Origin of the sequence: Methylophilus sp. YYY-1 (genome assembly GCF_029132825.1) — a bacterium.
Classification (GTDB): Bacteria; Pseudomonadota; Gammaproteobacteria; order Burkholderiales; family Methylophilaceae; genus Methylophilus; species Methylophilus glucosoxydans.
In genome coordinates this window covers 1,208,820-1,234,104 of record NZ_WOVG01000001.1, presented here as the reverse complement: position 1 = coordinate 1,234,104, position 25,285 = coordinate 1,208,820, and the positions used below count along the sequence as shown (strand labels likewise).

General features: G+C 52.3%; 24 protein-coding genes. 6 read left to right on the top strand and 18 right to left on the bottom strand.

The genetic code is table 11. The features are described from left to right. Positions 1-82 precede the first annotated feature (82 nt). Together GOC95_RS05975 and GOC95_RS05970 are read right to left on the bottom strand one after the other, a co-directional pair. Complete coding sequence (locus GOC95_RS05975; protein ID WP_275356293.1) at positions 83-2,113, bottom strand: sodium-translocating pyrophosphatase; 2,031 nt, start codon at positions 2,111-2,113, stop codon at positions 83-85. Between the two features lie 196 nt (positions 2,114-2,309). Further along, the gene (locus GOC95_RS05970; RefSeq protein ID WP_228518830.1) at positions 2,310-2,810 is read right to left on the bottom strand and encodes a DUF721 domain-containing protein; all 501 of its coding nucleotides are present in this window, start codon (positions 2,808-2,810) and stop codon (positions 2,310-2,312) included. A gap of 42 nt (positions 2,811-2,852) precedes the next feature. Between GOC95_RS05970 and GOC95_RS05965 the strand changes: the two genes are divergently transcribed. The 3 genes from GOC95_RS05965 (at position 2,853) to GOC95_RS05955 (ending at position 6,798) form a co-directional block, all read left to right on the top strand. Beyond that, positions 2,853-3,755, top strand: a complete 903-nt coding sequence (locus GOC95_RS05965) for a M23 family metallopeptidase (RefSeq protein ID WP_194748639.1) — start codon at positions 2,853-2,855, stop codon at positions 3,753-3,755. A 101-nt stretch (positions 3,756-3,856) separates the two neighbouring features. Continuing rightward, complete coding sequence (secA, locus tag GOC95_RS05960; protein ID WP_275356292.1) at positions 3,857-6,589, top strand: preprotein translocase subunit SecA; 2,733 nt, start codon at positions 3,857-3,859, stop codon at positions 6,587-6,589. A gap of 23 nt (positions 6,590-6,612) precedes the next feature. Continuing rightward, complete coding sequence (locus tag GOC95_RS05955; protein ID WP_275356291.1) at positions 6,613-6,798, top strand: DUF1289 domain-containing protein; 186 nt, start codon at positions 6,613-6,615, stop codon at positions 6,796-6,798. Positions 6,799-6,960: 162 nt separating this feature from the next. On the opposite strand, the gene GOC95_RS05950 is transcribed toward GOC95_RS05955, so the two are convergent. The 10 genes from GOC95_RS05950 to GOC95_RS05905 all read right to left on the bottom strand — a co-directional run bounded on the left by GOC95_RS05950 (position 6,961) and on the right by GOC95_RS05905 (position 13,167). Then, positions 6,961-7,428, bottom strand: coding sequence for a MarR family transcriptional regulator (locus GOC95_RS05950; RefSeq protein ID WP_275356290.1), 468 nt, complete (start codon positions 7,426-7,428; stop codon positions 6,961-6,963). Between the two features lie 196 nt (positions 7,429-7,624). Beyond that, positions 7,625-8,386 carry a putative DNA-binding domain-containing protein gene (locus GOC95_RS05945; RefSeq protein WP_275356289.1) on the bottom strand — a complete coding sequence of 254 codons (762 nt, stop codon included), beginning with the start codon at positions 8,384-8,386 and terminating at the stop codon, positions 7,625-7,627. Beyond that, positions 8,386-9,264 (bottom strand): DUF692 domain-containing protein, encoded by an 879-nt coding sequence (locus GOC95_RS05940; RefSeq protein WP_275356288.1) that lies wholly within the window; start codon positions 9,262-9,264, stop codon positions 8,386-8,388. Before GOC95_RS05940 ends, GOC95_RS05945 begins: the two co-directional genes overlap by 1 nt. 14 nt (positions 9,265-9,278) lie before the next feature. Then, positions 9,279-9,626 carry a hypothetical protein gene (locus GOC95_RS05935; RefSeq protein WP_275356287.1) on the bottom strand — a complete coding sequence of 116 codons (348 nt, stop codon included), beginning with the start codon at positions 9,624-9,626 and terminating at the stop codon, positions 9,279-9,281. A gap of 36 nt (positions 9,627-9,662) precedes the next feature. Beyond that, entirely contained in the window at positions 9,663-9,911 is a 249-nt protein-coding gene (locus GOC95_RS05930; RefSeq protein WP_194748632.1) for a zf-HC2 domain-containing protein, read from the bottom strand. A 22-nt stretch (positions 9,912-9,933) separates the two neighbouring features. After that, positions 9,934-10,476, bottom strand: a complete 543-nt coding sequence (locus tag GOC95_RS05925) for a sigma-70 family RNA polymerase sigma factor (protein WP_194748631.1) — start codon at positions 10,474-10,476, stop codon at positions 9,934-9,936. Between the two features lie 83 nt (positions 10,477-10,559). Further along, entirely contained in the window at positions 10,560-11,207 is a 648-nt protein-coding gene (locus GOC95_RS05920) for an MOSC domain-containing protein (protein WP_275356286.1), read from the bottom strand. A gap of 105 nt (positions 11,208-11,312) precedes the next feature. Then, positions 11,313-11,762 carry a DUF1841 family protein gene (locus GOC95_RS05915; protein WP_275356285.1) on the bottom strand — a complete coding sequence of 150 codons (450 nt, stop codon included), beginning with the start codon at positions 11,760-11,762 and terminating at the stop codon, positions 11,313-11,315. Between the two features lie 2 nt (positions 11,763-11,764). Beyond that, positions 11,765-12,424 (bottom strand): endonuclease III, encoded by a 660-nt coding sequence (gene nth / locus GOC95_RS05910; protein WP_275356284.1) that lies wholly within the window; start codon positions 12,422-12,424, stop codon positions 11,765-11,767. Between the two features lie 14 nt (positions 12,425-12,438). Beyond that, a complete protein-coding gene (locus tag GOC95_RS05905; RefSeq protein ID WP_275356283.1) occupies positions 12,439-13,167 on the bottom strand; it encodes an RnfABCDGE type electron transport complex subunit B in 729 nt (242 codons plus the stop codon). A 200-nt stretch (positions 13,168-13,367) separates the two neighbouring features. On the opposite strand from GOC95_RS05905, the gene dapA reads away from it, so the two are divergent. From dapA to GOC95_RS05890, 3 genes are read left to right on the top strand one after another with little or no spacing between them, the layout of a single operon-like run. Beyond that, positions 13,368-14,249, top strand: coding sequence for a 4-hydroxy-tetrahydrodipicolinate synthase (gene dapA, locus GOC95_RS05900; RefSeq protein ID WP_275356282.1), 882 nt, complete (start codon positions 13,368-13,370; stop codon positions 14,247-14,249). Positions 14,250-14,288: 39 nt separating this feature from the next. Next, positions 14,289-15,545: an outer membrane protein assembly factor BamC gene (gene bamC, locus GOC95_RS05895; protein ID WP_275356281.1), complete on the top strand. Its 1,257-nt coding sequence runs from the start codon at positions 14,289-14,291 to the stop codon at positions 15,543-15,545. Between the two features lie 12 nt (positions 15,546-15,557). Then, positions 15,558-16,325 (top strand): MBL fold metallo-hydrolase, encoded by a 768-nt coding sequence (locus GOC95_RS05890; protein ID WP_275356280.1) that lies wholly within the window; start codon positions 15,558-15,560, stop codon positions 16,323-16,325. A 42-nt stretch (positions 16,326-16,367) separates the two neighbouring features. On the opposite strand, the gene GOC95_RS05885 is transcribed toward GOC95_RS05890, so the two are convergent. From GOC95_RS05885 to clpA, 6 genes are all read right to left on the bottom strand, one after another. Further along, positions 16,368-16,700 (bottom strand): P-II family nitrogen regulator, encoded by a 333-nt coding sequence (locus GOC95_RS05885; protein WP_275356279.1) that lies wholly within the window; start codon positions 16,698-16,700, stop codon positions 16,368-16,370. Between the two features lie 45 nt (positions 16,701-16,745). Then, on the bottom strand, positions 16,746-19,847 hold the full coding sequence (locus GOC95_RS05880; protein WP_275356278.1) for an efflux RND transporter permease subunit: 3,102 nt from the start codon (positions 19,845-19,847) through the stop codon (positions 16,746-16,748). 3 nt (positions 19,848-19,850) lie between these two features. Continuing rightward, positions 19,851-21,002, bottom strand: coding sequence for an efflux RND transporter periplasmic adaptor subunit (locus tag GOC95_RS05875; protein ID WP_275356277.1), 1,152 nt, complete (start codon positions 21,000-21,002; stop codon positions 19,851-19,853). Positions 21,003-21,012: 10 nt separating this feature from the next. After that, positions 21,013-22,257 carry a TolC family protein gene (locus GOC95_RS05870; protein WP_194748620.1) on the bottom strand — a complete coding sequence of 415 codons (1,245 nt, stop codon included), beginning with the start codon at positions 22,255-22,257 and terminating at the stop codon, positions 21,013-21,015. Between the two features lie 93 nt (positions 22,258-22,350). Next, on the bottom strand, positions 22,351-22,704 hold the full coding sequence (locus tag GOC95_RS05865) for a hypothetical protein (RefSeq protein ID WP_194748619.1): 354 nt from the start codon (positions 22,702-22,704) through the stop codon (positions 22,351-22,353). A 220-nt stretch (positions 22,705-22,924) separates the two neighbouring features. After that, positions 22,925-25,180, bottom strand: coding sequence for an ATP-dependent Clp protease ATP-binding subunit ClpA (gene clpA, locus GOC95_RS05860; RefSeq protein WP_194748618.1), 2,256 nt, complete (start codon positions 25,178-25,180; stop codon positions 22,925-22,927). Positions 25,181-25,285 lie beyond the last annotated feature (105 nt).

Below are 25,285 nucleotides of genomic sequence, written 5' to 3'. Positions count from 1 at the left end.
GCGTTCTAATTTGTTGCAACGCGCACAACAAAGCCGGGTCGTTCGCCCGGCTTTTTGCTTTATGGACGCTTGAAATCCAAGGTCAATGTAATAAGGGCACGATTAGTAGCGCCACAATATTGATGATCTTGATCAGTGGGTTCACAGCTGGGCCCGCCGTATCCTTGTAAGGGTCACCAACGGTATCGCCTGTCACGGCCGCCTTGTGCGCATCAGACCCTTTGCCGCCATAATGGCCATCCTCAATGTATTTCTTGGCGTTATCCCAGGCGCCACCACCAGTACACATCGAGATAGCGACAAATAAGCCGGTCACGATGGTGCCCATCAACAAACCACCCAGTGCGACCGGCCCCAGAACCAGTCCGACCACAATCGGTGCGGCCACCGGCAGCAGGGAGGGCAACATCATTTCCTTGATGGCTGCGCTGGTCAGCATATCCACGGCTTTGCCGTATTCAGGCTTGGCTGTGCCCTCCATAATGCCTTTGATTTCGCGAAACTGGCGGCGGACTTCTTCAACCACACTGCCTGCGGCACGACCTACCGCTTCCATGGCCATGGCGGCAAACAGATATGGAATCAAGCCGCCGATAAACAAGCCTATGATGACTTTGGGATCGCTCAAATCAAAGCTGGCAGTGATGCCGGCGCTTTCAAGCTTGTGTGTGTAGTCTGCAAACAGGACCAACGCTGCCAGGCCTGCGGAGCCAATAGCATAGCCTTTGGTGACCGCTTTGGTGGTGTTGCCTACAGCATCCAGCGGGTCAGTTACATCGCGGACACTGCTAGGTAATTCAGCCATTTCGGCAATCCCGCCTGCGTTATCGGTGATCGGGCCGTAAGCATCCAAAGCCACGACAATGCCTGCCATACTGAGCATGGCCATGGCGGCAATGGCTACCCCATACAGTCCTGCCAGGTGAAAAGCGACATAAATCGCAAGACACACCGAGAGTACAGGCAGGGCGGTGGACTTCATCGAGACGCCTATCCCGGCAATAATATTGGTGGCATGGCCGGTGGTAGAGGCTTGCGCCACGTGTTTGACCGGCGCGTAATCGGTCCCAGTGTAGTATTCGGTAATCCATACCAGTGCCGCGGTCAGTCCCAGCCCTACCGCACAGGCGCCAAACAGGGCCAGGCTGGACACCGTGACTTCACCATGGGTATAGCCTTGCGGAAATACATATTGCGTCACAAAGTAAAACGCAATTAGCGAGAGGACGCCAGCGACCGCCAGGCCTTTATATAGCGCGGGCATCACATTCTTCATATCGGGCGAGGCTTTGACAAAAAAGCAGCCAATAATTGAGGCGACGATGGAAACCGCCCCTAGCAGCAAGGGGTAAATGATGCCATTGGCACCTGCTTCTGTTGCCATCAGTCCCCCCAGTACCATGGTGGCAATCAGGGTCACCGCATAAGTTTCAAACAGGTCAGCCGCCATGCCTGCGCAGTCACCCACATTGTCGCCGACATTGTCCGCAATCACAGCCGGGTTGCGGGGGTCATCTTCAGGAATACCAGCTTCTACCTTACCTACCAGGTCGGCCCCTACATCGGCCCCCTTGGTGAAAATGCCACCGCCCAAGCGCGCAAAGATAGAGATCAACGAGGAACCAAAAGCCAGGCCAATCAGTGGGTTCAGATCAGTCGCCTGCTCAGCACCCAGGTAGATATAAAACCCTGCCACCCCTAACAGTCCCAGGCCAACGACGAGCATGCCAGTGATTGCGCCGCCTTTAAACGCGACATCCAGAGCCGCCCCTATGCCATGCGTCGCGGCTTGGGCGGTCCGTACGTTTGCTTTCACCGAGACGTTCATGCCTATAAATCCGCAGGCACCGGAGAGAACCGCGCCAATCACAAAACCGATGGCAGTTTGCGGGTTTAGAAAAATACCGATCAAGATCGTCAAAACAACCCCAACCAGGGCAATCGTTTTGTATTGTCGGGAGAGATAGGCAGCCGCCCCTTGTTGAATGGCGCCGGCAATTTCTTGCATGCGGGCGTTCCCCGCGGGCAACCCTGAAATCCATTGACTCATTACGACGCCATACACTACCGCCAGAACGGCGGCACCAAGCGCTAACATTAGTGCAACTGACATGACTTCTCCTGTTCCTGATGAAACTGCGTTGAAGATAATGACTGCTCACCACCCTGTTGCCAGATTTGTTAATGGAATGTAACAGGTTGGGGCATTATTGCACTATTAGTGTGCACCTACAATAGCGTGTAATAGCGGAGCATACGTACTCTGATTGCAGAGATGGCCGGGTTCCCGGCTGGCAGGTGAGGTTGGCTCAGTCTTGACGCTGGTGATCGACAAACTCAAGCAGGGCCGCTTCCAGCGCAGGATTGTCGATTTGTTTGGCGCAACGTTCGAGTGCCGTTAAGGCGTGCTTGGACGGGGATTTGATGCGTTTGGTTTTGCTAGGCGGGCGAGATTTTACTTGCACTTTGACCTTAATTGCGTTAAGGTTTAAAGCCTTGATTTTCCGGGAGTTTTGACTAAATTCCTGGATTTTTCGCAGTAATTGGGCTTCCATTAGCCTGATTCTGCTGGCCACAGCGCCTGATTGCACTGCAATCGTTAGCGCCCCCTCTTGTAGGGCTAGCACATGCGAAAGCCTGGAAAATTCCGGGGCAACTGCAGACCAGCATTGTTGTAATTGCTGACGGTCATCCGCTTCTTGTAGTAGCGGTTTGAGCGCTTGATGATGTTTGAAAATCTGGTTGATTTTGAACATGGCCGGTTGTCCACAGAATGCTTGAATATTGTACACCACATCGCTGTCATGCATGTTTAGTCGGCATGCGGCGGGTGCATCGCGAGAGTTCGTAGCATGATTAATATCATTATTGTTTCAGAAAAAATGGCCAAGCCCAAAACATTGGGCGTGTTTGAAAGTGTCGGCTTGGTGCTGGCGCTGATTTTGGTGCCTATCGTGTTGACGCTGTTGTTTATCACACCGCAGCAGGTCATTAAATCACAAGGCGTTAAAGCTATGCTGCCGCCTCACTTGCGTGGTGCCATGTTGTCTACCCAAAATCACCTCGATGCTTATGCCAAGCAAATTGGCGAATTGCAGGCGCGTATTTTGCGGCTGGATGCGCAAAATCAGCGCTTGTCCAAATTGGCAGGCGTCAAATCGACTGCCGAGCCGATTAATGAAAGAACGCCGGTCAACGACATGATGGGCCGCGGGGGGCCGCTGGTAAAAGATTCTCCGCTGAGTGAGGAAGACCTGAAAGCAACCATCGAGCAAATGTCTGCAGACCTCGATTTGCGTGATGAGTATCAGGGCAAGCTTGAGGCCAAGTTGTTGCAAAAGAGCGTATTGCGCGAAATGCTGCCTAATAGTAGTCCGGTGGAAGCCGCGTATAGTTCGTCCAGTTATGGCTGGCGGATTGATCCCATGAGTGGCCATCGCGCTTTCCACGAAGGCCTGGATTTCCCAGCCTCGGTGGGGACGCCGGTTTATGCTGCCGCAGACGGTATTGTGACTACCGCGGTACAAACCGCAGACTATGGCAATTTACTCAAGATTGACCATGGCGCGGGTCTTGAAACGCGCTATGCCCACAATTCGAAGTTATTGGTGAACCCGGGAGACCGTGTTACCAAGGGTCAAAAGATTGCCTTAATTGGCAGTACCGGACGCTCAACCGGGCCGCATTTGCATTATGAAATTCGTCTCAATGGCAACCCGCTGGACCCGCGTGAGTATCTCAAAAATCATTCCTGACCCAGTCAGGCAATACAATAATTGAGACAATCGCCCTCTATATCTTATACAATCTCTGTTTATTTCAATTAACACCGCGTCAGCGGAAATCGGTGTGACTCATGTTAGCCTCGTTGTTTAAAAAAGTATTTGGTAGCCGCAATGATCGGCTCGTCAAGCAGTACCAGCAAATCGTCAAACAAATCAATGCATTAGAGTCAGAAATCGCCGCACTCTCGGATGAGCAGTTGCGGGCCAAAACTGAGGAGTTCAAACAGCGTTATGCTGGCGGTGAGAGCCTGGAAAAGCTGTTGCCAGAAGCTTTTGCAGTTGTGCGTGAGGGCGGCAAGCGCGTGTTGGGGATGCGTCACTTCGACGTACAGCTGATCGGTGGCATGGTGCTCAACGCAGGCAAAATTGCCGAAATGCGTACCGGTGAAGGTAAAACCCTGGTGGCGACCTTGCCGACTTATTTGAATGCCTTGACCGGTAAAGGCGTACATGTGGTTACGGTCAACGACTATCTGGCCAAGCGTGACGCCGAATGGATGGGCAAACTGTATAACTTCCTGGGTCTGAGCGTAGGCATTAACCTGTCTCAAATGACGCATGATGCCAAGCAGCTGGCCTATGCGGCAGACATTACCTACGGGACCAATAACGAGTTCGGCTTTGATTACCTGCGCGACAACATGGTGTTTAGCAAAGAGGAGCGCGTACAGCGTCCTTTGCATTATGCGCTGGTGGATGAGGTGGACTCTATCCTGATTGATGAAGCGCGTACGCCCTTGATTATTTCCGGCCAGGCGGAACACAGCGTGGATTTGTATGGCGCCATCAATGAAGTGGCCAAGCAATTGGTGCGTCAGCAAGCCGAAGAGGGTGAAGGCGACTTCTGGGTAGATGAAAAAGCCCAGAGTGTGACCATGAGTGAAGCCGGGCATGAGCATGCCGAGCAATTGCTGGAACAAACCGGCTTGCTGGCGGCGGGTTCAAGCCTGTATGAACCGGCGAATATTACGCTGGTGCATCATTTGTATGCCTCCTTGCGCGCACAAAATCTCTATCATCGCGATCAGCATTATGTCGTGCGTAACGGCGAGATCGTCATCGTCGATGAGTTTTCTGGCCGCATGATGCCGGGCCGCCGCTGGTCTGATGGCCTGCATCAGGCAGTCGAAGCCAAAGAAGGCGTGACCATCCAGAAAGAAAACCAGACCCTGGCTTCGATCACGTTCCAGAACTATTTCCGCATGTATCAAAAGCTGAGCGGCATGACCGGGACGGCTGATACCGAGGCCTATGAGTTTAACCAGATTTATGGCTTGGAAACCGTGGTGATTCCAACCCACAGACCGGTACAGCGCCTGGACGCGATGGATAAGGTCTACCGCACGGCGATGGAAAAATATAAAGCCGTCATTGAGGATATCAAACAGTGTCAGGCCAAAGGTCAGCCTGTGCTGGTCGGGACTACTTCGATTGAAAACTCCGAACTGATTTCCAAGCTCCTGACTCAGGCCAAGCTTGAACATCAGGTATTGAATGCCAAACAGCATGAGCGCGAAGCAAGCATCGTGGCAGAGGCCGGTCGTCCAGGCGTGATTACCATTGCCACTAACATGGCTGGCCGCGGTACCGATATTGTGCTCGGCGGTAATTCGGAAAATGAAATTCATGCTATCCAGCAGGATGAAAAACTGTCTGAGGTAGAAAAAGCTGGCAAAATTGCCCAGCTCAAAGCCGAGTGGCAGCAGCGCCATGATGCCGTGCTGGCAGCGGGTGGTTTGCATATCATCGGTACCGAGCGTCACGAATCTCGCCGTGTAGATAACCAGCTGCGTGGACGAGCAGGCCGTCAGGGCGATCCAGGCTCCAGCCGCTTCTATCTGTCGCTTGAAGATCCATTGTTGCGTATTTTCTCCGGTGAGCGCGTGGCAGCGATTATGACCCGCCTCAACATGCCGGAAGGTGAAGCGATTGAACATGCCATGGTGACGCGCGCCATTGAAAACGCGCAACGCAAGGTTGAAGGTCGTAACTTTGACATCCGCAAGCAATTGCTGGAATACGATGATGTCTCCAATGACCAGCGCAAGGTGATATACGAACAGCGCAATGAGTTGCTAGAGTCTATTGATGTCGGTCAAACGATTTATGCCATGCGCGAAGACGTCATCAACAGCTTGTTTAATACTTACGTTCCTCCAGGCAGCGTGGAAGAGCAATGGGAAGTCCCAGCGCTCGAGCAGGCTTTGCAGGCTGAGCTTGGCTTGACCTTGCCAGTGGCGGAATGGCTGGAAACCAACCCTGACCTGCATGAGGAAACCTTGCGTGAGCGTATCCTCAATGCTGCCAACGAACTGTATGGTGCCAAGGAGGCACTCGCAGGCAATGACAACATGCGTAATTTCGAGCGATCAGTCATGTTGCAAAGCCTGGATAACCACTGGCGCGAGCATTTGGCGGCACTGGATCATCTGCGCCAAGGCATTCATTTGCGTTCTTATGCGCAAAAGAACCCCAAACAGGAATACAAGCGTGAAGCGTTTGAGCTGTTTGAGTCGCTGTTGAATACGGTGAAAAGTGAAGTCACCAAGATCACCATGCAGGTGCAGATTCGTTCCCGCGAAGAGCTTGAGGCCGAAGAACGCCGCGCAGAAGAAGCCATGCGCGCCGCCGAGGTGGCAAATGTGCAGTATCAACACACGGATTACGACTCTGCATTGGCAACTACAGATGCAAGCGCCGCGGAATCTTTGAATGTGCCTGAAGGCGTACGTGTTGGGCGTAATGACCCTTGTCCATGTGGCTCTGGCAAAAAATATAAAAATTGCCACGGTGCTTTGAGCTAGGGTAAGTTTGAAAGGAAATCAGCATGTCAGAACAGGAAATTGCCTCACCATGTGTCGGGGTGTGCAGCATGGACGAAGTGAGTGGTTTTTGCCAGGGCTGCTTTAGAACGCTAGAGGAAATCCGCCAATGGTGGGATCTGGATAATGCGGCCAAAGCCGATGTCATCAAAACGGCAGCGGCACGTGAGGCGGCAGTGTTTGGCGAATAGCTCGCTTTTGCAGGATTTAAGATACAAATAAAAAAGTCGGCAGTTGCCGACTTTTTTATTTGTGTAAGTTATTTTGAGCTGATTGAGGGCTGATTTAGCTGAAGCCTGGTGAATGATTTGTGACGCAAACAGTGATTCTCAATCTCAAATCAAGTGATTATTTTACATATCACCCAGTGGCTGGTCAGCGAGCGCTTTGGATTGTGCGTCCAACTTGGTAATGACCATGTTCAACGAGGCATTTAACTCTTTTAAAGCTTCGATATCCAGTGTGTGCAAGACTTGCGGCAGAATGCCATCTACTGGTTTCGGTGCCTTGGCGAGCACCGCGTGCCCAGCATCAGTCACAATCAGGCCGACTTTGCGCTGGTCTTCGCTTTGACGCTGTTTTTGCACCAATTGTTTTTTGACCAGTTTTTCGACCAGCAAGCTACAGGTGGATTGATGGATGGCCAGATTTTCAGCCAGACGAGAAACACCTAATTCTGGGTGCGTGGCGATTTCGTGTAATAACCACAATTGCGAGCCTGAAATGCCACACGACACTTCAATCTCCCTGAAGTGTTGCCTCACGGTTCCAAAAATAATCCGAAATTGTTTTAAAGCTTCTTTGGCAAGAGTATTTTGCATGGTTAATTTAATGTAAATATTTATTTTTTTATTGTATCAGCTTCCCTGAATGTCCACCTGTTATGAGGTGGCGAATGTCGGGAAAAAATCCCGAACTGGGTTTATTTTAGACAAAAAAGTTATTTTCACGATAAATATTAACGATATTTATACTTTAAGGGTAATTGTTTACGTGGATTAATGAGCCCGGTGCGTATTAGTCCTGCGCTGGGGTAACGTCGATCGCTTGCGCCGCGGCCAGGGTCTGCAAGGTCTCTATTCCAAATTGAAGCAAAGTCTCGCGCGGCAGATCTGGCAGATGTTGGGACAATTCTAGCAAATGTTGTTCTGCAGTGGCCGGATGCAGATGTATCTGTTGTAACAATTGGTAGGTGATCACGTTGAGTTGGATAAAGCGTATCTGGAAATCTGGCGTGCGATACACGAGCAGGTAAGTGTCAGCGGCAGGCAGGTGCCGTTGCTTGCGCGACAGTTGATGCACCGGAAAAGCATAATGCAGCAGGCGATGCACGGCGGTCAGGCTGACGCGATGGGCGAGTCCAGGCGCCAACGCTGTTTGCGCGGCCGCTGGCAGTGGTGCTTCTGCCAGCTCGCGACTAAGCGCCAGTTCTATCCATTCATAATGGGCCAATTCAGTCGTGTATGGGGGCAGGTCAGCGGCTTGATGGGTGCTTAAAAAATCGACAAATCTGGCGGGAATATCCTGAAACAAGGGATTGGCAAATGTTTGCCCGGAGAAGCACTGCCGCGCCAGGCGTTGAAAGATGCGCTTGCCCAGGATGGACCTCAGCACTGGAAAACAGGCTTGCAGGCTAGTCAAAAACTGGTTAAAGACGATCTCCGTGTAAATGCGCATGCGTTTGCGGTCTACCCCAAGCGGAGGGGCATGCTGTGCCGGCTGACGCAAATGGGCGGTAAAATTGGCCTGATAATCCTGAAAAGCCTGAAAAGCCTGCATCAGGCCACCTCTGGCAGCATGTTTGCGTCGGTCAGCAATTGCGATTGCTGCGATTGCGCAATCCGCTTCACTTCAAGCATGACTTCGTTGAGTGTCGGAATATTGCTATCTCGCTCCAGCAGCGTCGGGAAGATCTTCAAGTTGCGATAGGCATGGGTGAGTAATTGCCACACCGGTTCAATGACCGCTTCGCCATGGGTGTCTACCAGTAAGTCAGGTTGCGCTTGCCAATGGCCGGCCAAGTGCCCGTACACCACACGCTCGGCTGGGATCTGGTCCAAAAAGGCATAAGGATCAAACTGAAAGTTGACGCTGTTGACATACACATTGTTGATATCCAGATGCAGGTCGCAATCCGCCTCGGTCAATACGGCATTGATAAAGCTGACTTCATCCATGTCTGACATCGGTGCCGCCACGTAAAACGAGGTATTTTCAACTGCGATGCGCTGCTCCAGAATATCCTGCGTTTGCCGGATGCGTTGCGCCACATATTTCACCGCCTCTTGCGTGAAGGGGATAGGCAGTAAATCATAAATATAGCCATTGCTCAGGTCGCTGCAATAACTCAGGTGCTCGGTATAGAGCGGAATCTCGAAGTCTTTCAGAAACTGCTTAAGCTGTTTGAGAAAAGCGATGTTGAGCGGGTCTGGACCGCCCAACGATAAACACAAGCCATGACACACCATGGGATAGCGTTGCACAAACCAGTCTAGTTCCGCCGCGTATTTGCCGCCAGCCTGTAACCAGTTTTCCGGGGCAATCTCCAAAAACTGCAGCGCGCTGAGCTGTGGCTCCCCATGCTGCCGCATCAGTTGGGGAATCAGCTCACGCTTGAGCCCCAAGCCCGCACCCTGAATCTCTGAGCGTAACGCCATGGCGCTAGGGTCCCTCAGGATTTGCTGGCGTGACAGGCACCTTCTTTCATTTTCTCGGCAGAGCAGCCACCCTCCTTCATTTTTTCTGCTGAACAGCTGCCCTCTTTGCTTTTATGGTGGTGGCAAGAACCCTCTTTCATTTTCTCGGCAGAGCAGCTGCCTTCTTTCATCTTTTTCTTGTGTGCCCCACATTGGCCGCTCGCACATTTACCTTCCTTGGCTTTGCTGTCTGTGGCTTCTGCCACCTGGTATCCTTGCGCGAGCGGTTTGATTTCAAACGGATTACTTGCGGCATGCGCGCTGACCGCTGCAATTGACAAGGCCACTGCACCTGTCATTAATGCCACATTTTGCTTTTTCATGATTTTTTCCTTCTTGCTCAGATTGAAAAGCGGACATCAGTAAAACTTGTCCAGTTGTTGTGTGATTCGTTCCTTGGCTGTTGCAGAGAGCGTCAGTGACTGATCGTCCGCCGCCTGTTGCTGCCAACTGGCGAGGTGACGGCGCATCCACAGCAGTTGCTGTTTAAAACGCCTGCAATAGACGCAAATGAGCAAATGCACTCTCACCGCCCACCGCTCACGCCAGTTGAGTGGACGGTCCAGTGATTGCGAGACCAGCAGGCTGGTTTGTTTGCAACTCAACATTTATTTTCTGTGCTACCTATGGTTACCAGTTCATCTCAAGACATTTTCGCAGACTCATGCGGGCGCGGTATAGCATGACCCAAGCATTGGTCGCGCTGATCTCGAGTACCTTACAAATTTCTTCATTCTCCATGTCATCGACTTCGCGCATGGTGAAAATCGCCGCCAGTTTTTGTGGCAGCCGCTCCATGCATTGTTGCAATATGGTCAGGAACTGGCTTTGTTGCAAGGCTTGCTGTGGCATATCCCACGCCTGCGGTTTTTCTGCCCAGTGCCCGGTTTCATCAAAAAACTCATCCATATTGGCATCTTCTTCGCTCATGAGTTCCGAGGCGGGCACTTCACGCAGTTGTTTGCGCAGACAGTCTATGATTTTATGCTTGAGGATGCCGGTCAGCCAGGTGCGTGGGCTGGAGTGTTCGGCAAAGTTTGGATTTTTGATGGCTGCAAGCAAGGTTTCCTGCACGACATCTTCAGCTTGATGACTGTCGCGCAAGCGGGCGAGGGCAAAACGGTAAAGATAGTCGCCATGTTCATTGAGCCAGTCATGCGGATTTGGTTTCATGGCGGCTATTGAATCATAGATTCAAGGGCGGTGGAATAGCGTTTGCAGGAGAGTGACGTAAGCTCCCATGGGTGTGACACAAACTATCCCAGTTGCGACAGTCGTTCAGAATAGACTTTGCGCAGCAATGGCGCCAGTGAGCTCACCTGCAATGCTTTTTGCAGCAGCGTCTGGTCTCCTTCCCCGAGTTTTTGCAGTCCCAATGCGGTGCGTATGCTGATGCCGTGCACGTCACGCTGCAAAATCTGGATGTCGTCACCGGCTTGAATGAGGCCGACTTGCAGCACACGCAAGTAAAAACCGCTGTAGCCGCTACGCAAGAACTCATCGAGCATGTCGGGCTTGCCCACTTTGTGGCCGAATTTAAAGCACGGAATGCGCGGCATGGTCACTTGTACCTGCACCACATCCCCGATTTGCAGGATATCGCCGATACAGACGTCACTTTCGAGCAATCCTTGTACGGTGAGGTTTTCGCCAAAAGTGCCATACGCGAGTGTACTTTTTTGCCAGCGGTTTTGCCAATGCGCATAATGCTCAAACGGGTAGGCATACAAGGCCTGGTGTTCGCCGCCATGCACGGTCAAATCGGCCTGACCATCGCCCTCCAGGCCCAGCGCTTGCACGGTAACCTGGCCTGTCAGGGGTGTTTTATAAATGCCAGTGAGGACGGGTTTGCCGTTGATGTGAACGGTTTGCGGCAAGGCCGCATTGACTGAAAGTAGTTTCATAGCAAGCTAGAGAGGGGAGTCGGTGATCTTGTCATGCTCGCATAAATCGCCTTGTGCTTTAATAAGTGATTCAACTTATCTTCCAGCATACGCGCATGCCAGGCCTTATTGACTGGGGGGCATGTCTGCGCGTTGTTCTATCAATTGCAAATAATGCGCGGCATCGAGACCGGTTTGATTGCGCTGCGCCAGCCAGATGGTTTCTGCCAGGCATTCGAGCAAGGCATGTTGGGCGGCGTGCTCTTCCTGAAAGCGGGTACACAGTTTGCCGTAGGCTTGCGTAATGCCGATCGGCTGGTTGATGCTGATTTGTTCCTGGATGGACAGGTGCAAACTCATATGCAAAAACGGATTGGTTTCTCCCATTTCAGGGTAGTAAGCCTGTTGCAGGTAATGCGCTGGCTGGTCCAGGATGTCATGGTATTCGGGGTGCATATGCATGATGCCCACGGCCATTTTCTCCAGCTCGGTCAAGGCTTGTTGCTGTTTGAATTTTGCCCAGGCATCAAAGAAAAACTGCCTCACTTCATCGCGGCTGGGATTAAACAAGGCCATGGCTAAACTCCTGCCGGTGGGGCAACCGGCTGTATCTGTTTGTCGTGAAATTCACATAAATCGGCGATGCAACATTCACCACATTTAGGGTTGCGGGCTGTGCAGGTATAGCGGCCATGCAGAATCAGCAAATGATGCGCATCTTTTAAAAAGGCTTTAGGTGTCGTGCTCAAAAAACGCTGTTCGACCTCGAGTACATTTTTACCCTGGGCCAGTTTGGTGCGGTTGCCGACGCGGAATAAATGGGTATCGACCGCAATGGTGGGTTGGCCAAAGGCGGTATTCAGAATCACATTGGCTGTTTTGCGGCCAACACCGGCCAGGGCTTCGAGCGCTTCTCGGGTATCTGGAACTTCACCGTCATGCAAGTTAAGCAATTGCTCGCAACATTTGAGCACGTTTTGAGCTTTGGCGTGATACAAGCCTATGGTTTTGATATAACTTTCCAGGCCTTCGACCCCAAGTGCCAGGATGGTTGCCGGCGTATTGGCGACCTTGAACAGCTTGCGCGTGGCGATGTTCACGCCTTTGTCTGTCGCTTGTGCAGACAAAATCACCGCAATGAGCAACTCGAAGGTAGAGCTATGCTCGAGTTCTGTGGTGGGGTTGGGAATGGCCTGCGCCAGTCTTTCAAAAATGGCCTGTCTTTTTTGAGCATTCATCACAAGATTTCAATCTATTGGGGTGGCTTAGCCTGCCTGGCTTTAATACGCGCCAGCGCGGCTGCAATTGCCGCCTGTTTGAGTGCCTCGGTAGCGGTCGGGGTTGGCTGCGCGGTGTCGCTGGCCGGTCTCGTCTCCATCCGGGGCTGGTCTTTGGCATAGGTGTGGGCTGTTGCGTGATTTTCAAGCGCCAAGCGTTTTTGCCGCTGTTGATGGCGGCGTCTTGCCAGGTCGGATTCTGCGGGAGACATTGCCATCTGCCGCCCCGGCACGGCTTGCAGGCTGATGCAATCGACCGGACAGGGCGGCAGGCACAATTCACAGCCGGTGCATTCCTGCGCGATCACCGTATGCATTTGCTTGGAGGCGCCGGCGATAGCATCAACCGGGCAGGCCTTGATACACAGCGTACAGCCAATGCAGGCGTCTTCATCAATCACGGCCACCAGTTTGCCTTTGGTCACGCCATGTGCGGGATTGAGCGCTTGGTAGGGTTGGTTGAGCAAGGCGGCCAGTGCGTGTATGCCAGCGTCGCCGCCAGGTGGGCACTGGTTGATGTTTGCCTCGCCGCGAGCAATGGCGCCAGCGTAGGGTCGGCAGCCGTTATATCCACATTGGCCGCACTGGGTTTGTGGCAGCAGGGCGTCAATTTGACTGATCAATGGCTCTAGTCTGGCAGGGTTTTCTGGCGCGGTTACGCCTGTCTGCGTGAGGTCTGCTAGTGGCTGTGCGGAAGGCGGCATGGAGCTTGGACGAGCGTTAATCCGAATGGATTGATTATAACTGAAAGGGTGCGTTACTCAGGACTTTATGCCGTATCCCCACTGTTTAAATCTATGCTGCTGGCAGGATTATGGAGTCACAGACGCCTTGCAAGTGGTTCTTTGGCGTTCATGCGTATAATCAGTTAAAATATTGGCTTTATTATTGAATGGCGTTAGGTATGTTGACGGGCAGTTTGGTCGCAATTGTGACCCCGATGTTTGAAGATGGTCGTTTGGATCTGGACGCACTCAAAAAGCTGATCGACTTTCATGTCGATGCCGGTACGGACGGTATTGTGATTGTCGGGACGACCGGTGAGTCGCCCACCGTAGACGTAGACGAGCATTGCCTGCTGATTAAAACCACGGTGGATTATGTCGCCAAGCGGGTGCCGGTGATTGCCGGTACTGGTGCTAACTCTACCGCTGAAGCCATTGCTTTAACTGCCAAAGCCAAAAGTTTGGGTGCGGATGCCTGCCTGCTGGTCGCGCCTTATTACAACAAACCTTCACAAGAGGGCTTGTATCAGCACTTTAAAGCAGTGGCTGAAGCCGTCGATATCCCGCAAATTTTATACAATGTGCCTGGCCGCACCGGGTGCGACCTGAGCAATGACACGGTGTTGCGCCTGGCGCAGCTCCGCAACATCGTCGGCATCAAAGATGCGACAGGGGGCATTGAGCGGGGCACTGATTTGCTGCTGCGCGCACCATCAGATTTTGCGGTCTACAGTGGCGATGATGCCTCAGCACTGGCGATGATGTTGCTGGGTGGCAAAGGGGTTATTTCCGTGACGGCGAATGTGGCACCGAAACTGATGCACGAAATGTGCGTGCAGGCCTTGAGTGGCAACCTGGTTGCCGCCAAGGCGGCCAATGCCAAACTGTTTGCCCTGCACCAGAAACTGTTTGTTGAGGCCAACCCCATCCCCGTGAAATGGGTATTGCAACAAATGGGCTTGATCGGCACCGGGATCCGTCTGCCGCTGGTCAATTTGTCGGGCCAGTATCATGAAGTATTGCGTCACGCCATGCAGCAGGCAGAAATCGCCGCTGTTTGAGCGTGCAAAGACTAATTTAGGATAAGGCTAGTGAAACACATGAGTCATGTATGGTTACAACGCGCAGTGCTGTTCAGTCTGGTGACTGTGTTGGCCGCCTGCGATTCTATCCCGTTTATGAACAACAGTTCGGACTACAAGGGGGCCAGTCGTTCCAAGCCACTTGAAGTGCCGCCTGACCTTACGTCGGTCCGCACCAGCAGCACCTACAATGTGCCAGGCGCCACCAGCTATTCGGCTTATAGCCAAAACCAGGAAGCGCAAGAGCAGAATGGTCCGCAGCCCGTGCTGGCTGACATGAAAAATGTGCGTATGGTCAAAGCGGGTTCCCAGCGCTGGCTGGTGGTGAATGCGCCACCGGAAAAAATCTGGCCGCTGGTGCGTGATTTCTGGCTTGATCAAGGCTTTGCCGTCCGTGTCGAGAATCCTGAACTTGGGGTGATCGAGACAGAGTGGTTGCAGTCGGATGCCATCAAGCCCAAAGAAGACAACCGTGGGTATGGCGAGAAGTTTGATGCCTGGCTGGATAAGCTCTCCGGCTTTGCCGATAGACGTAAGTTTCGTACCCGTCTGGAGCGTGGCGAAAAAGAGGGCACCACTGAAATCTATATGACGCACCGCACTGTTGCCGGTGCGCCAGATGATGGCAAAAACTATGTCACCACTCAGTTAGGGGTGATTGATACCGGCTATCGTCCGAATGCGGCGGATAACAAAAATAATGCAGGGAAAGAGTTTGATGCTGATCTGGATGCGGAGTTGTTGCGCCGGATGATGGTCAAGCTTGGTCTGGATGAGCAGAAAGCCGATCAGGTCATGACGCAGGCGGTTTCGGACAAGCGCGCCGATGTGGTAAAAGAGCCGGACCAGAGCGTGACGCTCAAACTTAATGAGCCGTTTGACCGCGCATGGCGCCGTGTGGGCCTGGCGCTGGACCGTATTGGTTTTGTGACCGAGGATAAAAACCGCTCTGAAGGTATTTTCTATGTGCGTTATGCGGATACGGATGCTGAAGACCCGATCAAGCAGAAAAAAGGCTTGCTGGAGCGCTTGAAATTCTGGAGCAGTGACGATGACGAGAAGAGTAATGCACCGACCGAGGTTAAATCCGGTGATAAAAGCAAATTCTGGAAAGGCACGTCCGATGGTGACAAGTCGAGCAAGCAATACCATATCCAGGTGCTGGAAAATGCCGATGACACCACCGATGTGTATGTGTTGACGCCTGACAACAAACGCAATACCTCCACTACGGCAAACCGCATTATTTCGCTGTTGTATGATCAATTGAAATAAGCGGGTCCGCGCGTGCGATTTGCATCATTGGGCAGTGGCAGCGCAGGCAATGCCACGCTGGTAGAAGCCGGGGAAACCCGGCTTTTGCTTGACTGCGGCTTTAGTGTCAAGGAAACCGTGCAGCGTCTGGCGCGCTTGCAGTTGGCCCCTGAGCAACTGACAGGCATCCTGGTGACGCATGAGCACGACGATCATGCGCGAGGCGCGTTTAAACTGGCTGCACGCTACCAGATCCCCGTCTGGCTCACGCATGGCACCTACCGCATGTGCGAGCGCTATTTGCCTAGCCAGGCGGTGAAGATACAGCTGATTGATGCCCATACGCCATTTGCCCTGCAAGACATAGAAGTCCATCCCTATCCTGTGCCACATGATGCCCGCGAACCCGCACAATTTGTGTTTACGGATGGCGCGCACAAGCTGGGGGTGCTCACAGATGTCGGCAGTGTGACCCCGCATATCGTGGCCATGCTACAGGCGTGTGATGGCTTGCTGCTTGAGTGCAATCATGATCTGGAGATGTTGCGCACCGGGCCTTATGCACACTCGCTGAAAAAGCGGGTAGGTGGCTGGTTGGGGCATCTGGACAATCAATCCAGTGCCCAGCTACTGAGTCAGCTGGACAACCGCCGCCTCAAGCATCTGGTTGCTGCGCATTTAAGCGAGAAAAATAATACGCCTGCCTTGGCCAGGCAGGCGTTGAGTGAAGTCTTGCATTGTGCCAGTGACTGGATAGGCATTGCCCATCAGGCTGAGGGACTGGACTGGCGCGACTTGTAAGGCGCGCCAGTCCAGTCCGCCTAACTTAGTGCCACACGACCACTAGTCTAGCACCATGATTTGCTCTGAGAGCCTGATCATGCGTTCCACGGGCGTCACCCAGACAATGCCATCTCCCACATTGCCGGTATGGGCCACCTCGACGATGGTTTGCAAGATACCCTCTACCAGGTCATCCGGCACCACCATATACAGATAGACTTTAGGGCTGTAATCGGTGAGCTCCTCTCGTACCCCTGCACTTGGTTTTTGCAGGTGTGGACCGCAGCCTTCCATCTTGTGGACGGACATGCCGGGGAAGCCTTTGATGTTGCGCAAGGCCGAGCGGATTTTAGGTAATCTCGCTGGTTGTACAACCGCTTTGATTTCTTTCATAAACAGTCACCCTGAATATTTTTACGTCGCTTGTTTAGGCATGGATTATGCCTCTATTTTGCTTTCTTCAAACTTACGGTACAAGGTTGGCACCACAATCAGTGTCAACAAGGTTGAAGTGATCAAGCCACCAATGACCACGATCGCCAATGGCCGCTGTACTTCTGAGCCTGGGCCGGTGGCAAACAGAAACGGCACCAAGCCTAGCATGGCCACCGTGGCCGTCATCATGACTGGTCGGAACCGCTGCGCGCAGCCCTTGCGAATCGCCTCCAGTTGACTCAGGCCTTCATCACGCAAGGTGCGGATATAAGACACCAGCACCACGGCATTAAGTACTGCAATCCCCCACAGGGCAATAAAGCCGACAGAGGCCGGGACTGATAAATATTCGCCGGTGACAAACAAGGCAATCACGCCGCCAATCGAGGCAAATGGCAGCACCAGAATAATCATGGTGGCAAAGCGTATCGACTGGAACAGCAAGAACAGCAAGAAGAAAATCGCCGCAATGGTGACTGGGATAATAATCATCAGGTGCCCCATGGCCCGCTCCATGTTCTGGAACTGGCCACCATACTCAAGGTAGTAACCATCGGGCAATTGCAGGCGCTGATCCAGCACTTGTTGCAGCTCCGCCACAAAACCACCCAGGTCGCGGTCTTTCACGTTCACCCCGATGACAATGCGGCGTTTGGCCAGCTCGCGGCTGATCTGCGCCGGCCCATCCTTCACTTCAATATCGGCCACATCGTCCAGCGCCACACGCGAGCCGTTAGGGGAGGTCAACATAATGTTGCGGATGGCTTCTTCGTTATTACGGAAAGATTCTGGATAGCGCACTGCGGCTGAAAATCTGCGTTGTCCCTCAAAAATCTCGGTGGCGATTTTGCCGCCTATGGCTGTTTCAACGATGTCATGCACATCGGCAGTGTTGATGCCATGTCGGGCAATCGCCTGACGGTCAATCGTAATATTCAGGTATTGTTGCCCGGAGACTTTTTCTACCTTGATTTCTGTCGCGCCTTTGACCGTGCCGGCAATCTTGGCAATTTCGTCCGCTTTTTGTTTCAGCATATCCAGATCTTCACCGAATATCTTGACGGCGACATCGGCACGCACCCCAGTCAGCAACTCATCCACGCGGTCAGAAATAGGCTGCGCCATGATGATTTGCACGCCCGGGATGTACTTCTCAAGCACTTGACGCATTTTTTCCGCAATATCATCCTGTGTCCAGCCTTCCGGCCATTCATCACGCGGTTTCAGGCTGATAATGGGGGTGGACTCGTTTTGTGCCTGCGCATCGGCCGGACTTTCACCACGGCCGAGGCCGGAGATGGCAGACTTGACGCCCGGCACTTGCTCCATGATCAGCTTCATCGCCTTGTTTTCCATTTTCATGGATTCTTCGAGCGAAATATTAGGGACACGGTTAATGCCCGGCACAATCGAGCCTTCTTTCATTTCTGGGATAAAAGAAGTCCCCAAAAACGGGAATAGCGCAATGGTGCCAATAAATAAAAGCGCCGAGAAAGTAATGGTTTTTTTCTCGTTATTGAGTACCCAGTTCAGAGCGGATAAATAGGGTTGCTTGATCGTCTGTATCAGCTTGGTGTCTTCACCGCTCCCGCCCTTTAACACATAGGAGCACAGCGCTGGCGTCAGGGTCAGCGACAAGATCAGCGACACAAACAGGGCAATGGCAATGGTGTAGGCCAGAGGCGCGAACATTTTGCCTTCCATGCCTTCCAGTGTCATCAATGGCAAGAACACCAGGATAATAATGCCTACGCCAAACAAAACGGGTGTCGCCACTTCCGTGGCAGCTTCCAGTGCCACGCGAATCCGGCTTTCGTCTTTACGGTGCCCCAGGTGGTGAAACGTATTTTCAACCACCACCACTGATCCATCGACCATCAAGCCAATGGCAATCGCCAGTCCGCCCAATGACATCAGGTTGGCAGAAATCCCGTAATGGTTCATCACCATAAAGGTAATTAGTGGCGTCAGCACCAGCGTGCCGACCACAATCAGGCTGGAACGCACGTCGCCCAGGAACAGGAACAGAATCACAATCACCAGAATAATGCCTTCAATCAGCACTTTGGTAACAGTGTGTAGTGCCGCATCCACCAGTTCGCTACGATCATAATAAGGCACGATCTGCAAGCCATGCGGCAGCATGCCTTTGCTGTTGATTTCTTCTACCCGCGCTTTGATACGGCTGACTACTTCCTTGGCGTTGCCGCCACGCATCATGATGACAATGCCACCCACGGATTCGGTATCACCATTTTTCAGCACCACGCCGACGCGCACTTCATGGCCTATGGTGACTTCTGCGACATCACGGATGTAGACCGGGATGCCGTTTTCTTCCTTGAGCACCATGTTGCGGATATCGTCGAGGTTTTGCACCAGGCCCACACCGCGGATCAGGTATTGCTCGGCATAGTGGGGCAGAATGCCGCCGCCACTGTTGGCATTATTACGCGCTAACGCTTCATACACATCTTTGAGCTTGATCGAAAAATGCGTCATGCGGTCAGGATTGACCAGGACCTGATATTGTTTAACGTAACCGCCTTGAGAGTTAATCTCGGCCACACCGGGAATACCGCGCAGCAATGGGCGCACGACCCAATCCTGGATGGCGCGTCTTTCGGTCAGGTCTTCACGCGTCAGTTCTTTTTTGCCATCACTGGGTTTGTCCAGCGTGAATTGATACACCTCTCCCAAGCCAGTGGAGACAGGCCCAAGAATAGGCGTCACGCCTTGAGGCATACGCTCCATGACTTCCATCAGGCGTTCCATCACCAGTTGGCGGGCGAAATACACATCGGTGCTGTCAGTGAAAACCAGCGTAATCAGTGACAGGGCGTTTTTGTTCACCGATCGCATTTCAGTGAGGCCGGGCAGGCCAGTCATGGCGATTTCCAGCGGTACGGTGATAAACCGCTCAACTTCTTCCGGAGATTTCCCGGTGGCCTGTGTCGCAATCATGACCTGAACGTTGGTCACATCAGGGAATGCGTCTACAGACAGTTTTTTAACGGCAAATAAACCGGCGCCAATCAGGGCGACGGCAAGCACCAACACAATCAGGCGCTGCTTGAGCGCGCTGCGAATTAAAGACTCAATCATGCCTTACTCCATTTCTTTGCGCTTACGCTCGTTATTGACGTGAAAAGCGCCATCCAGCACGATTTGATCACCAGCTTGCAAGCCCTGTAATACTTCCCGGTAACCCTGATAGGTTCTACCGAGGGTGACAGGCATCAGTTTGTATTGCGTTGGTTTCATGGTTTGCACAAAAACATGGTCTGCATTGTTTTCACGCACCACAGCCGTCGCGGGTACAGCCACAACTTTTTCCGGTTTAGCCTCGAGCAGGATGGTGATCAGCATGTCTGGCTTTAACAGCATTTTGCTATTATCGATATTGGCACGCGCCATCACGGTCCGCGTGGCCGGGTTAACAATATCGCCCACAAATGCCAGCTTGCCAGTCAATTCGGCATCGTCCAGTGCCGGCACCTCAATATTGATGGTCTGTCCTTCGCTGATATGTGCAATTTGCTGTTCAGGGATCTCGGCGACTGCCCAGACATGCGATAAGTCTGCAATCACAAACAGTTCTTCGGCCGGGGCGACGACTTGCCCCAGTCTGGCATTGCGCGCGATGACCGTGCCGGTGATTTTTGAATTGACCTGGCTGGTAGACATGCCGCTATTGGCCAGACCCAGCTGTGCGATGGCATTAGGCGCCATGCCAAGGACCTGTAACTGGTCGCGGGCAGCATTGACCTCTGCATTGGCGGCATTGAGCTCACCTTCACGGCGCTGCAATTCGGCCGGGCTGATCACGTCGGCTTCAAGCAATTGCTTGGCGCGGTCAACGGCCTTTCTATGCAATTGCATCTGCTGGCTGGCTTTAATATAACTTAGTTGATACTGCGCCAGCTCTGTACTTTTGATGGTGGCCAGACGCTGGCCTGCTTTAACTTCGTCGCCCAGATTGACATCGAGTGTACTGATACGACCGGTAATCGACGCCCCTGCACGCGATTCATATTGTTCATCCACCTGGATACGGCCAGGGATGCGCAAAGTATCGACGAACTGTACTTCGGTGACCGGACCGGCCTTGACGTTGGCTTGTAATTCTTTGGTCAAGGTGACCAGGCTAGGGTCGACGACTTCTTTTTTTTCTGCAACCGGGGCAGGTTTTTCTGAGCACGCGGTAGACACCACAGCCAGCGCGGCGACCAGTAAAGTTGAAAATAACACACGAGACATGACCATCCCCTTAAGGTTGTACCAAATCGGAACCGATGAAACGTTCGATTTGCAAGACACTGAAAAAATAATCGAATTTGGCAATCAGGTAGTCCCGTTTGACTTCACGATTGACGCGTTGTGCATCCAGATACTCCAGAATGCCGCGTTCTCCGAATTTATAAGCCGCTTCAGCGCGACTCAAGGTTGCCTGCGATTGTTGCAACAAGCCGTTTTCAAACGCTTTTAGCTGGTTGCTGGCAATCACGGTCCGTTGATAGGCGCTGTCTATCTCCTTACGCAGCAACAGTTGCTGCTGCTTGATGTTGGCATTGGCTTCCTCAATCCCCGCCACTGCTTGTGCTATCTGGCCTTCGCGCCGGTTCCAGACCGGTAAAGGCACCACCACGCCTACTCTTAAGGTATTCAGGTCCGGGTCTTGCGTGAAATCTGACTTCACGGTCACCCCGGGGAAACGTAGCGCCTGCTCCAGTTTGAGTTTGGCTTCAGCACTGTCCCTGGCACTCTGCAGCTGTTGCAGGTAAGGATTGTTCTCTGCCGAACGTCTCAATTCGGTGATGTCGGGTAGGTTCGAGATGGTAGGTAACTGCCGCTTGATCTCAAACGCGTCAGGCATATTGCCGATCATGCCATGCAACATGGCTTTGGCTTCGTCAATTCTGGTTTGTGCACTGGCATAGTCACGTTCAGTAGCCAGTAATTCAGTATCCGCCTTGATCAATTCATATCTGGCCGCTTCGCCTATTTCAACCTTGCGTTTGACGCGGCTTTGTACTTGCTGCAGTAACGCCAGGTTTGCGCCCAGCATTTCCATAATCTGCTGGCGGAGTAAGACATTCAAATAAGCCGCTTTAATCTGGTTACGCAAGTCAAAGCTGGTAGTGTGGATGCCTTTCTCGGCGTAATTAAACTGCTGCTCAGCATATTCACGACGGGAGGCGCGCGTGCTAAGAAAGTCCAGTGGCTGGGAAATGGTCACGCCATAGTTCTGGTTGGTCGTACCTGGGGCATTACGATATCTGGCGGGTCCCGCCATGATTTCCAGGTCCGGATTATAGTAAGAACGCGATACGGTGACGCCAGCGGCAGCAGCTGCCGTTTGAGCTTTACTCACTGCAATGGTGGGATTCTCAGCCACTGCTTTGTCCAGCAGCATTTGCAAGTCAAAAGTTTGGCCTTCGGCCAGTGCGAGGGCGGGCAGGCTACACAGCCATCCCAGCCAGTATAAGGTTCGCCAACGAATACAAGACAACATAATGATCCTCATGACAGAGTGCTGTTGACAGCACTCTGTGAATACATATGACACCTGCGTCACATCCTGAGGATGCGCGCAGTAACGACGTCTTTAAACGGATTGCGGAGGCCGGTCTAGCCAGAAGGATAAGAGCAAGTGATAGGAAGAGGATTGATGTTCGGGAGGATGGAACTGGGTTTTATGTAATGGGTAACTGAATCCGGGGAGCAGGATTTTATCAATGTCGATTTCGGCAATCTCAAGCATGTCAACCGAGTTGCTCACCTCTCCAAAGTCCGCAGACAAGGCGTCATCAGACGCGTTAGCCAGGCTCGCGACTGTAGTGACGGCGTTGTCAAGCAAGCCGGTCTCGAGCAGGGTAGTGGTGGCCGCCGGTTCGGCGGCCGTTGTTTGCAGTGCAAACAGCAAACACAACACATGTAGAAAATAAAAAATCTTTTGCATGTACAAAATCAGTTCTGTCAGGCAATTCATTGATAGCAATAACTATACCAGCAATTTGCATATCCCTAACGTATTGATTTTAAGCCTGGCTGAAACAAAACACGGGAGCCAGGCAGCAATCGCTTGACTCGTGTCCATGGTTTTTTTGCACTAAAGCAGTGCAAGAAACACAAAAGCCACCGTTTAGAGTGGCCTTTGTGCGATGAAAGTTCAATCCAAATCAGGCTGAAACAGTTTCCTCTTTAAAGTTCAACTGAATCTGGTCATGTTCATCAATATCAATATGGACCTGACCACCATCATTTAGCTTACCAAACAGCAATTCATCGGCCAGCGCTTTGCGGATCGTATCCTGGATGAGGCGTGCCATCGGACGCGCACCCATGAGTGGATCGAAGCCTTTTCTGCCCAGATAAGCCTTAAGCTCATCACTGAAGGTGACATCCACTTTTTTCTCATGCAACTGATCTTCAAGCTGCATCAAGAACTTGTCTACCACGCGCAGTATGACTTCCTGGTTCAGGGCGCTGAACGACACAGTCGCATCGAGACGGTTACGGAACTCAGGGCTGAACAAACGCTTGAGGTCAGCGGCTTCATCAGTGCTGTCCTTGCTGTTGGTAAAGCCTATGCTGGCTTTTGACATGCTTTCTGCACCCGCGTTAGTCGTCATGATAATGGTGACGTTGCGGAAATCCGCCTTGCGGCCATTGTTATCTGTTAGCGTGCCATGATCCATCACCTGCAACAGAATGTTGAAGATGTCAGGATGAGCTTTTTCAATTTCATCCAACAGCAATACGCAGTATGGTTGCTTGGTGACCGCCTCAGTCAACAAACCGCCCTGGTCAAAGCCGACATAGCCCGGAGGCGCACCAATCAGGCGGGAGACGGCGTGACGCTCCATATACTCGGACATATCAAAGCGCAGCAACTCAATGCCCAGGATGTAAGCCAATTGTTTGGCCACCTCGGTTTTACCGACCCCGGTGGGACCCGCAAACAGGAAGCTGCCAATCGGCTTGTTGCCATTGCCCAAACCGCTGCGAGCCATTTTGACGGCAGAAGACAATACTTCGATTGCCTTGTCCTGACCAAACACCACGGCTTTGAGATCGCGTTCCAGCGTTTTGAGCGCATTGCGGTCATCACTGGAAATATTTTTGGGCGGAATGCGCGCAATCTTGGCAATAATCTCTTCAATCTCTTTATTACCAATAATTTTTTTCTGCTTGCTCTTGGGCAGAATGCGCTGGGCTGCTCCTGCTTCGTCAATCACGTCAATCGCCTTGTCTGGCAAATGACGGTCATTGATATATTTGGCAGACAATTCAGCGGCCACAGTCAGGGCGCTGGCACTATATTTTACGCTGTGATGCTCTTCAAAGCGGGTCTTAAGGCCTTTGAGAATTTCAATGGTCTCAGCCACGCTAGGCTCTTGCACGTCGATTTTCTGGAAGCGACGAGACAAGGCGTGGTCTTTCTCGAAGATGCCACGGTATTCCTGATAAGTGGTCGCACCTATGCACTTGAGTGAACCGTTGGAGAGCGCTGGCTTGAGCAGGTTGCTGGCATCCAGCGTGCCACCACTGGCAGAGCCGGCGCCAATCAGCGTGTGGATTTCATCAATAAACAAAATCGCATCCGGTTTCTCGGACAATTGTTTCATGACGGCTTTCAAGCGTTGCTCGAAATCACCACGGTATTTGGTGCCTGCCAACAACGCGCCCATGTCGAGCGAATACACGGTGGCATTTTCCAGCACTTCTGGAATTTCTTTGTTGACGATGCGTGAAGCCAGGCCTTCTGCAATCGCAGTTTTACCTACGCCTGCCTCACCCACCAGCAGCGGGTTGTTTTTGCGGCGACGGCACAGTGTCTGGATCACGCGCTCAAGTTCCAGGCCACGCCCAATCAGCGGGTCAATTTTGCCCGCAACAACTTGCGCATTGAGGTTCAGGGTGAAGTTTTCGAGTGCGCCGGTGCTGACACTTTCACCTTCAGTTTCCTGTTCGCTGCTGCTGGATTTTTGCTCGTTTTCCTGGATTTTGGCCACGCCATGTGAAATGAAGTTGACCACATCCAAGCGAGTCACGCCTTGCTGATGCAGGAAGAACACGGCATGCGAATCTTTTTCGCCATAGATTGCGACCAGGACATTGGCCCCCGTCACTTCTTTTTTGCCGGAGGACTGCACATGCAGCATGGCGCGCTGGATGACGCGTTGAAAGCCCAGGGTCGGCTGCGTGTCAACCTCATCGCTGCCAGCCACTGTCGGCGTGTGTTCTTCAATATATTGGCTGAGTTCGCTACGCAGGGTATCAAATTTGGCACCGCAGGCACGCAGGACTTCAGCGGCTGTCGGGTTATCTAACATAGCCAATAACAGATGCTCAACCGTAATCAATTCGTGACGCTTTTGTCTGGCGTCCATAAAAGCCATGTGCAGGCTAACTTCAAGTTCTTGAGCAATCATGATGACTTTCCTTAATACACTACACTACAAAAAACGCCGGATTCACAACAGCAACCCTTCGCTAACTGGCAAAAACGATTTGTTTTCTTGTTATCGTGCTTTTTT

Bases quoted from the DNA above. Each gene is read 5' to 3' on its own strand.
- GOC95_RS05925 (WP_194748631.1), bottom strand. From the start codon at position 10,476: ATGAAACCAAATCCGCATGACTGGCTCAATGAACATGGCGACTATCTT.
- GOC95_RS05935 (WP_275356287.1), bottom strand. From the start codon at position 9,626: ATGAAAAAGCAAAATGTGGCATTAATGACAGGTGCAGTGGCCTTGTCA.
- GOC95_RS05885 (WP_275356279.1), bottom strand. From the start codon at position 16,700: ATGAAAGAAATCAAAGCGGTTGTACAACCAGCGAGATTACCTAAAATC.
- GOC95_RS05975 (WP_275356293.1), bottom strand. From the start codon at position 2,113: ATGTCAGTTGCACTAATGTTAGCGCTTGGTGCCGCCGTTCTGGCGGTA.
- nth (WP_275356284.1), bottom strand. From the start codon at position 12,424: ATGAATGCTCAAAAAAGACAGGCCATTTTTGAAAGACTGGCGCAGGCC.
- GOC95_RS05970 (WP_228518830.1), bottom strand. From the start codon at position 2,810: ATGCATGACAGCGATGTGGTGTACAATATTCAAGCATTCTGTGGACAA.
- GOC95_RS05965 (WP_194748639.1), top strand. From the start codon at position 2,853: ATGATTAATATCATTATTGTTTCAGAAAAAATGGCCAAGCCCAAAACA.
- bamC (WP_275356281.1), top strand. From the start codon at position 14,289: ATGAGTCATGTATGGTTACAACGCGCAGTGCTGTTCAGTCTGGTGACT.
- GOC95_RS05870 (WP_194748620.1), bottom strand. From the start codon at position 22,257: ATGTTGTCTTGTATTCGTTGGCGAACCTTATACTGGCTGGGATGGCTG.
- GOC95_RS05905 (WP_275356283.1), bottom strand. From the start codon at position 13,167: ATGCCGCCTTCCGCACAGCCACTAGCAGACCTCACGCAGACAGGCGTA.
- GOC95_RS05920 (WP_275356286.1), bottom strand. From the start codon at position 11,207: ATGAAACTACTTTCAGTCAATGCGGCCTTGCCGCAAACCGTTCACATC.
- GOC95_RS05945 (WP_275356289.1), bottom strand. From the start codon at position 8,386: ATGCAGGCTTTTCAGGCTTTTCAGGATTATCAGGCCAATTTTACCGCC.
- GOC95_RS05940 (WP_275356288.1), bottom strand. From the start codon at position 9,264: ATGGCGTTACGCTCAGAGATTCAGGGTGCGGGCTTGGGGCTCAAGCGT.
- GOC95_RS05875 (WP_275356277.1), bottom strand. From the start codon at position 21,002: ATGTCTCGTGTGTTATTTTCAACTTTACTGGTCGCCGCGCTGGCTGTG.
- GOC95_RS05930 (WP_194748632.1), bottom strand. From the start codon at position 9,911: ATGTTGAGTTGCAAACAAACCAGCCTGCTGGTCTCGCAATCACTGGAC.
- GOC95_RS05955 (WP_275356291.1), top strand. From the start codon at position 6,613: ATGTCAGAACAGGAAATTGCCTCACCATGTGTCGGGGTGTGCAGCATG.
- dapA (WP_275356282.1), top strand. From the start codon at position 13,368: ATGTTGACGGGCAGTTTGGTCGCAATTGTGACCCCGATGTTTGAAGAT.
- clpA (WP_194748618.1), bottom strand. From the start codon at position 25,180: ATGATTGCTCAAGAACTTGAAGTTAGCCTGCACATGGCTTTTATGGAC.
- secA (WP_275356292.1), top strand. From the start codon at position 3,857: ATGTTAGCCTCGTTGTTTAAAAAAGTATTTGGTAGCCGCAATGATCGG.
- GOC95_RS05915 (WP_275356285.1), bottom strand. From the start codon at position 11,762: ATGGCCTTGTTTAATCCCAGCCGCGATGAAGTGAGGCAGTTTTTCTTT.
- GOC95_RS05880 (WP_275356278.1), bottom strand. From the start codon at position 19,847: ATGATTGAGTCTTTAATTCGCAGCGCGCTCAAGCAGCGCCTGATTGTG.
- GOC95_RS05865 (WP_194748619.1), bottom strand. From the start codon at position 22,704: ATGCAAAAGATTTTTTATTTTCTACATGTGTTGTGTTTGCTGTTTGCA.
- GOC95_RS05950 (WP_275356290.1), bottom strand. From the start codon at position 7,428: ATGCAAAATACTCTTGCCAAAGAAGCTTTAAAACAATTTCGGATTATT.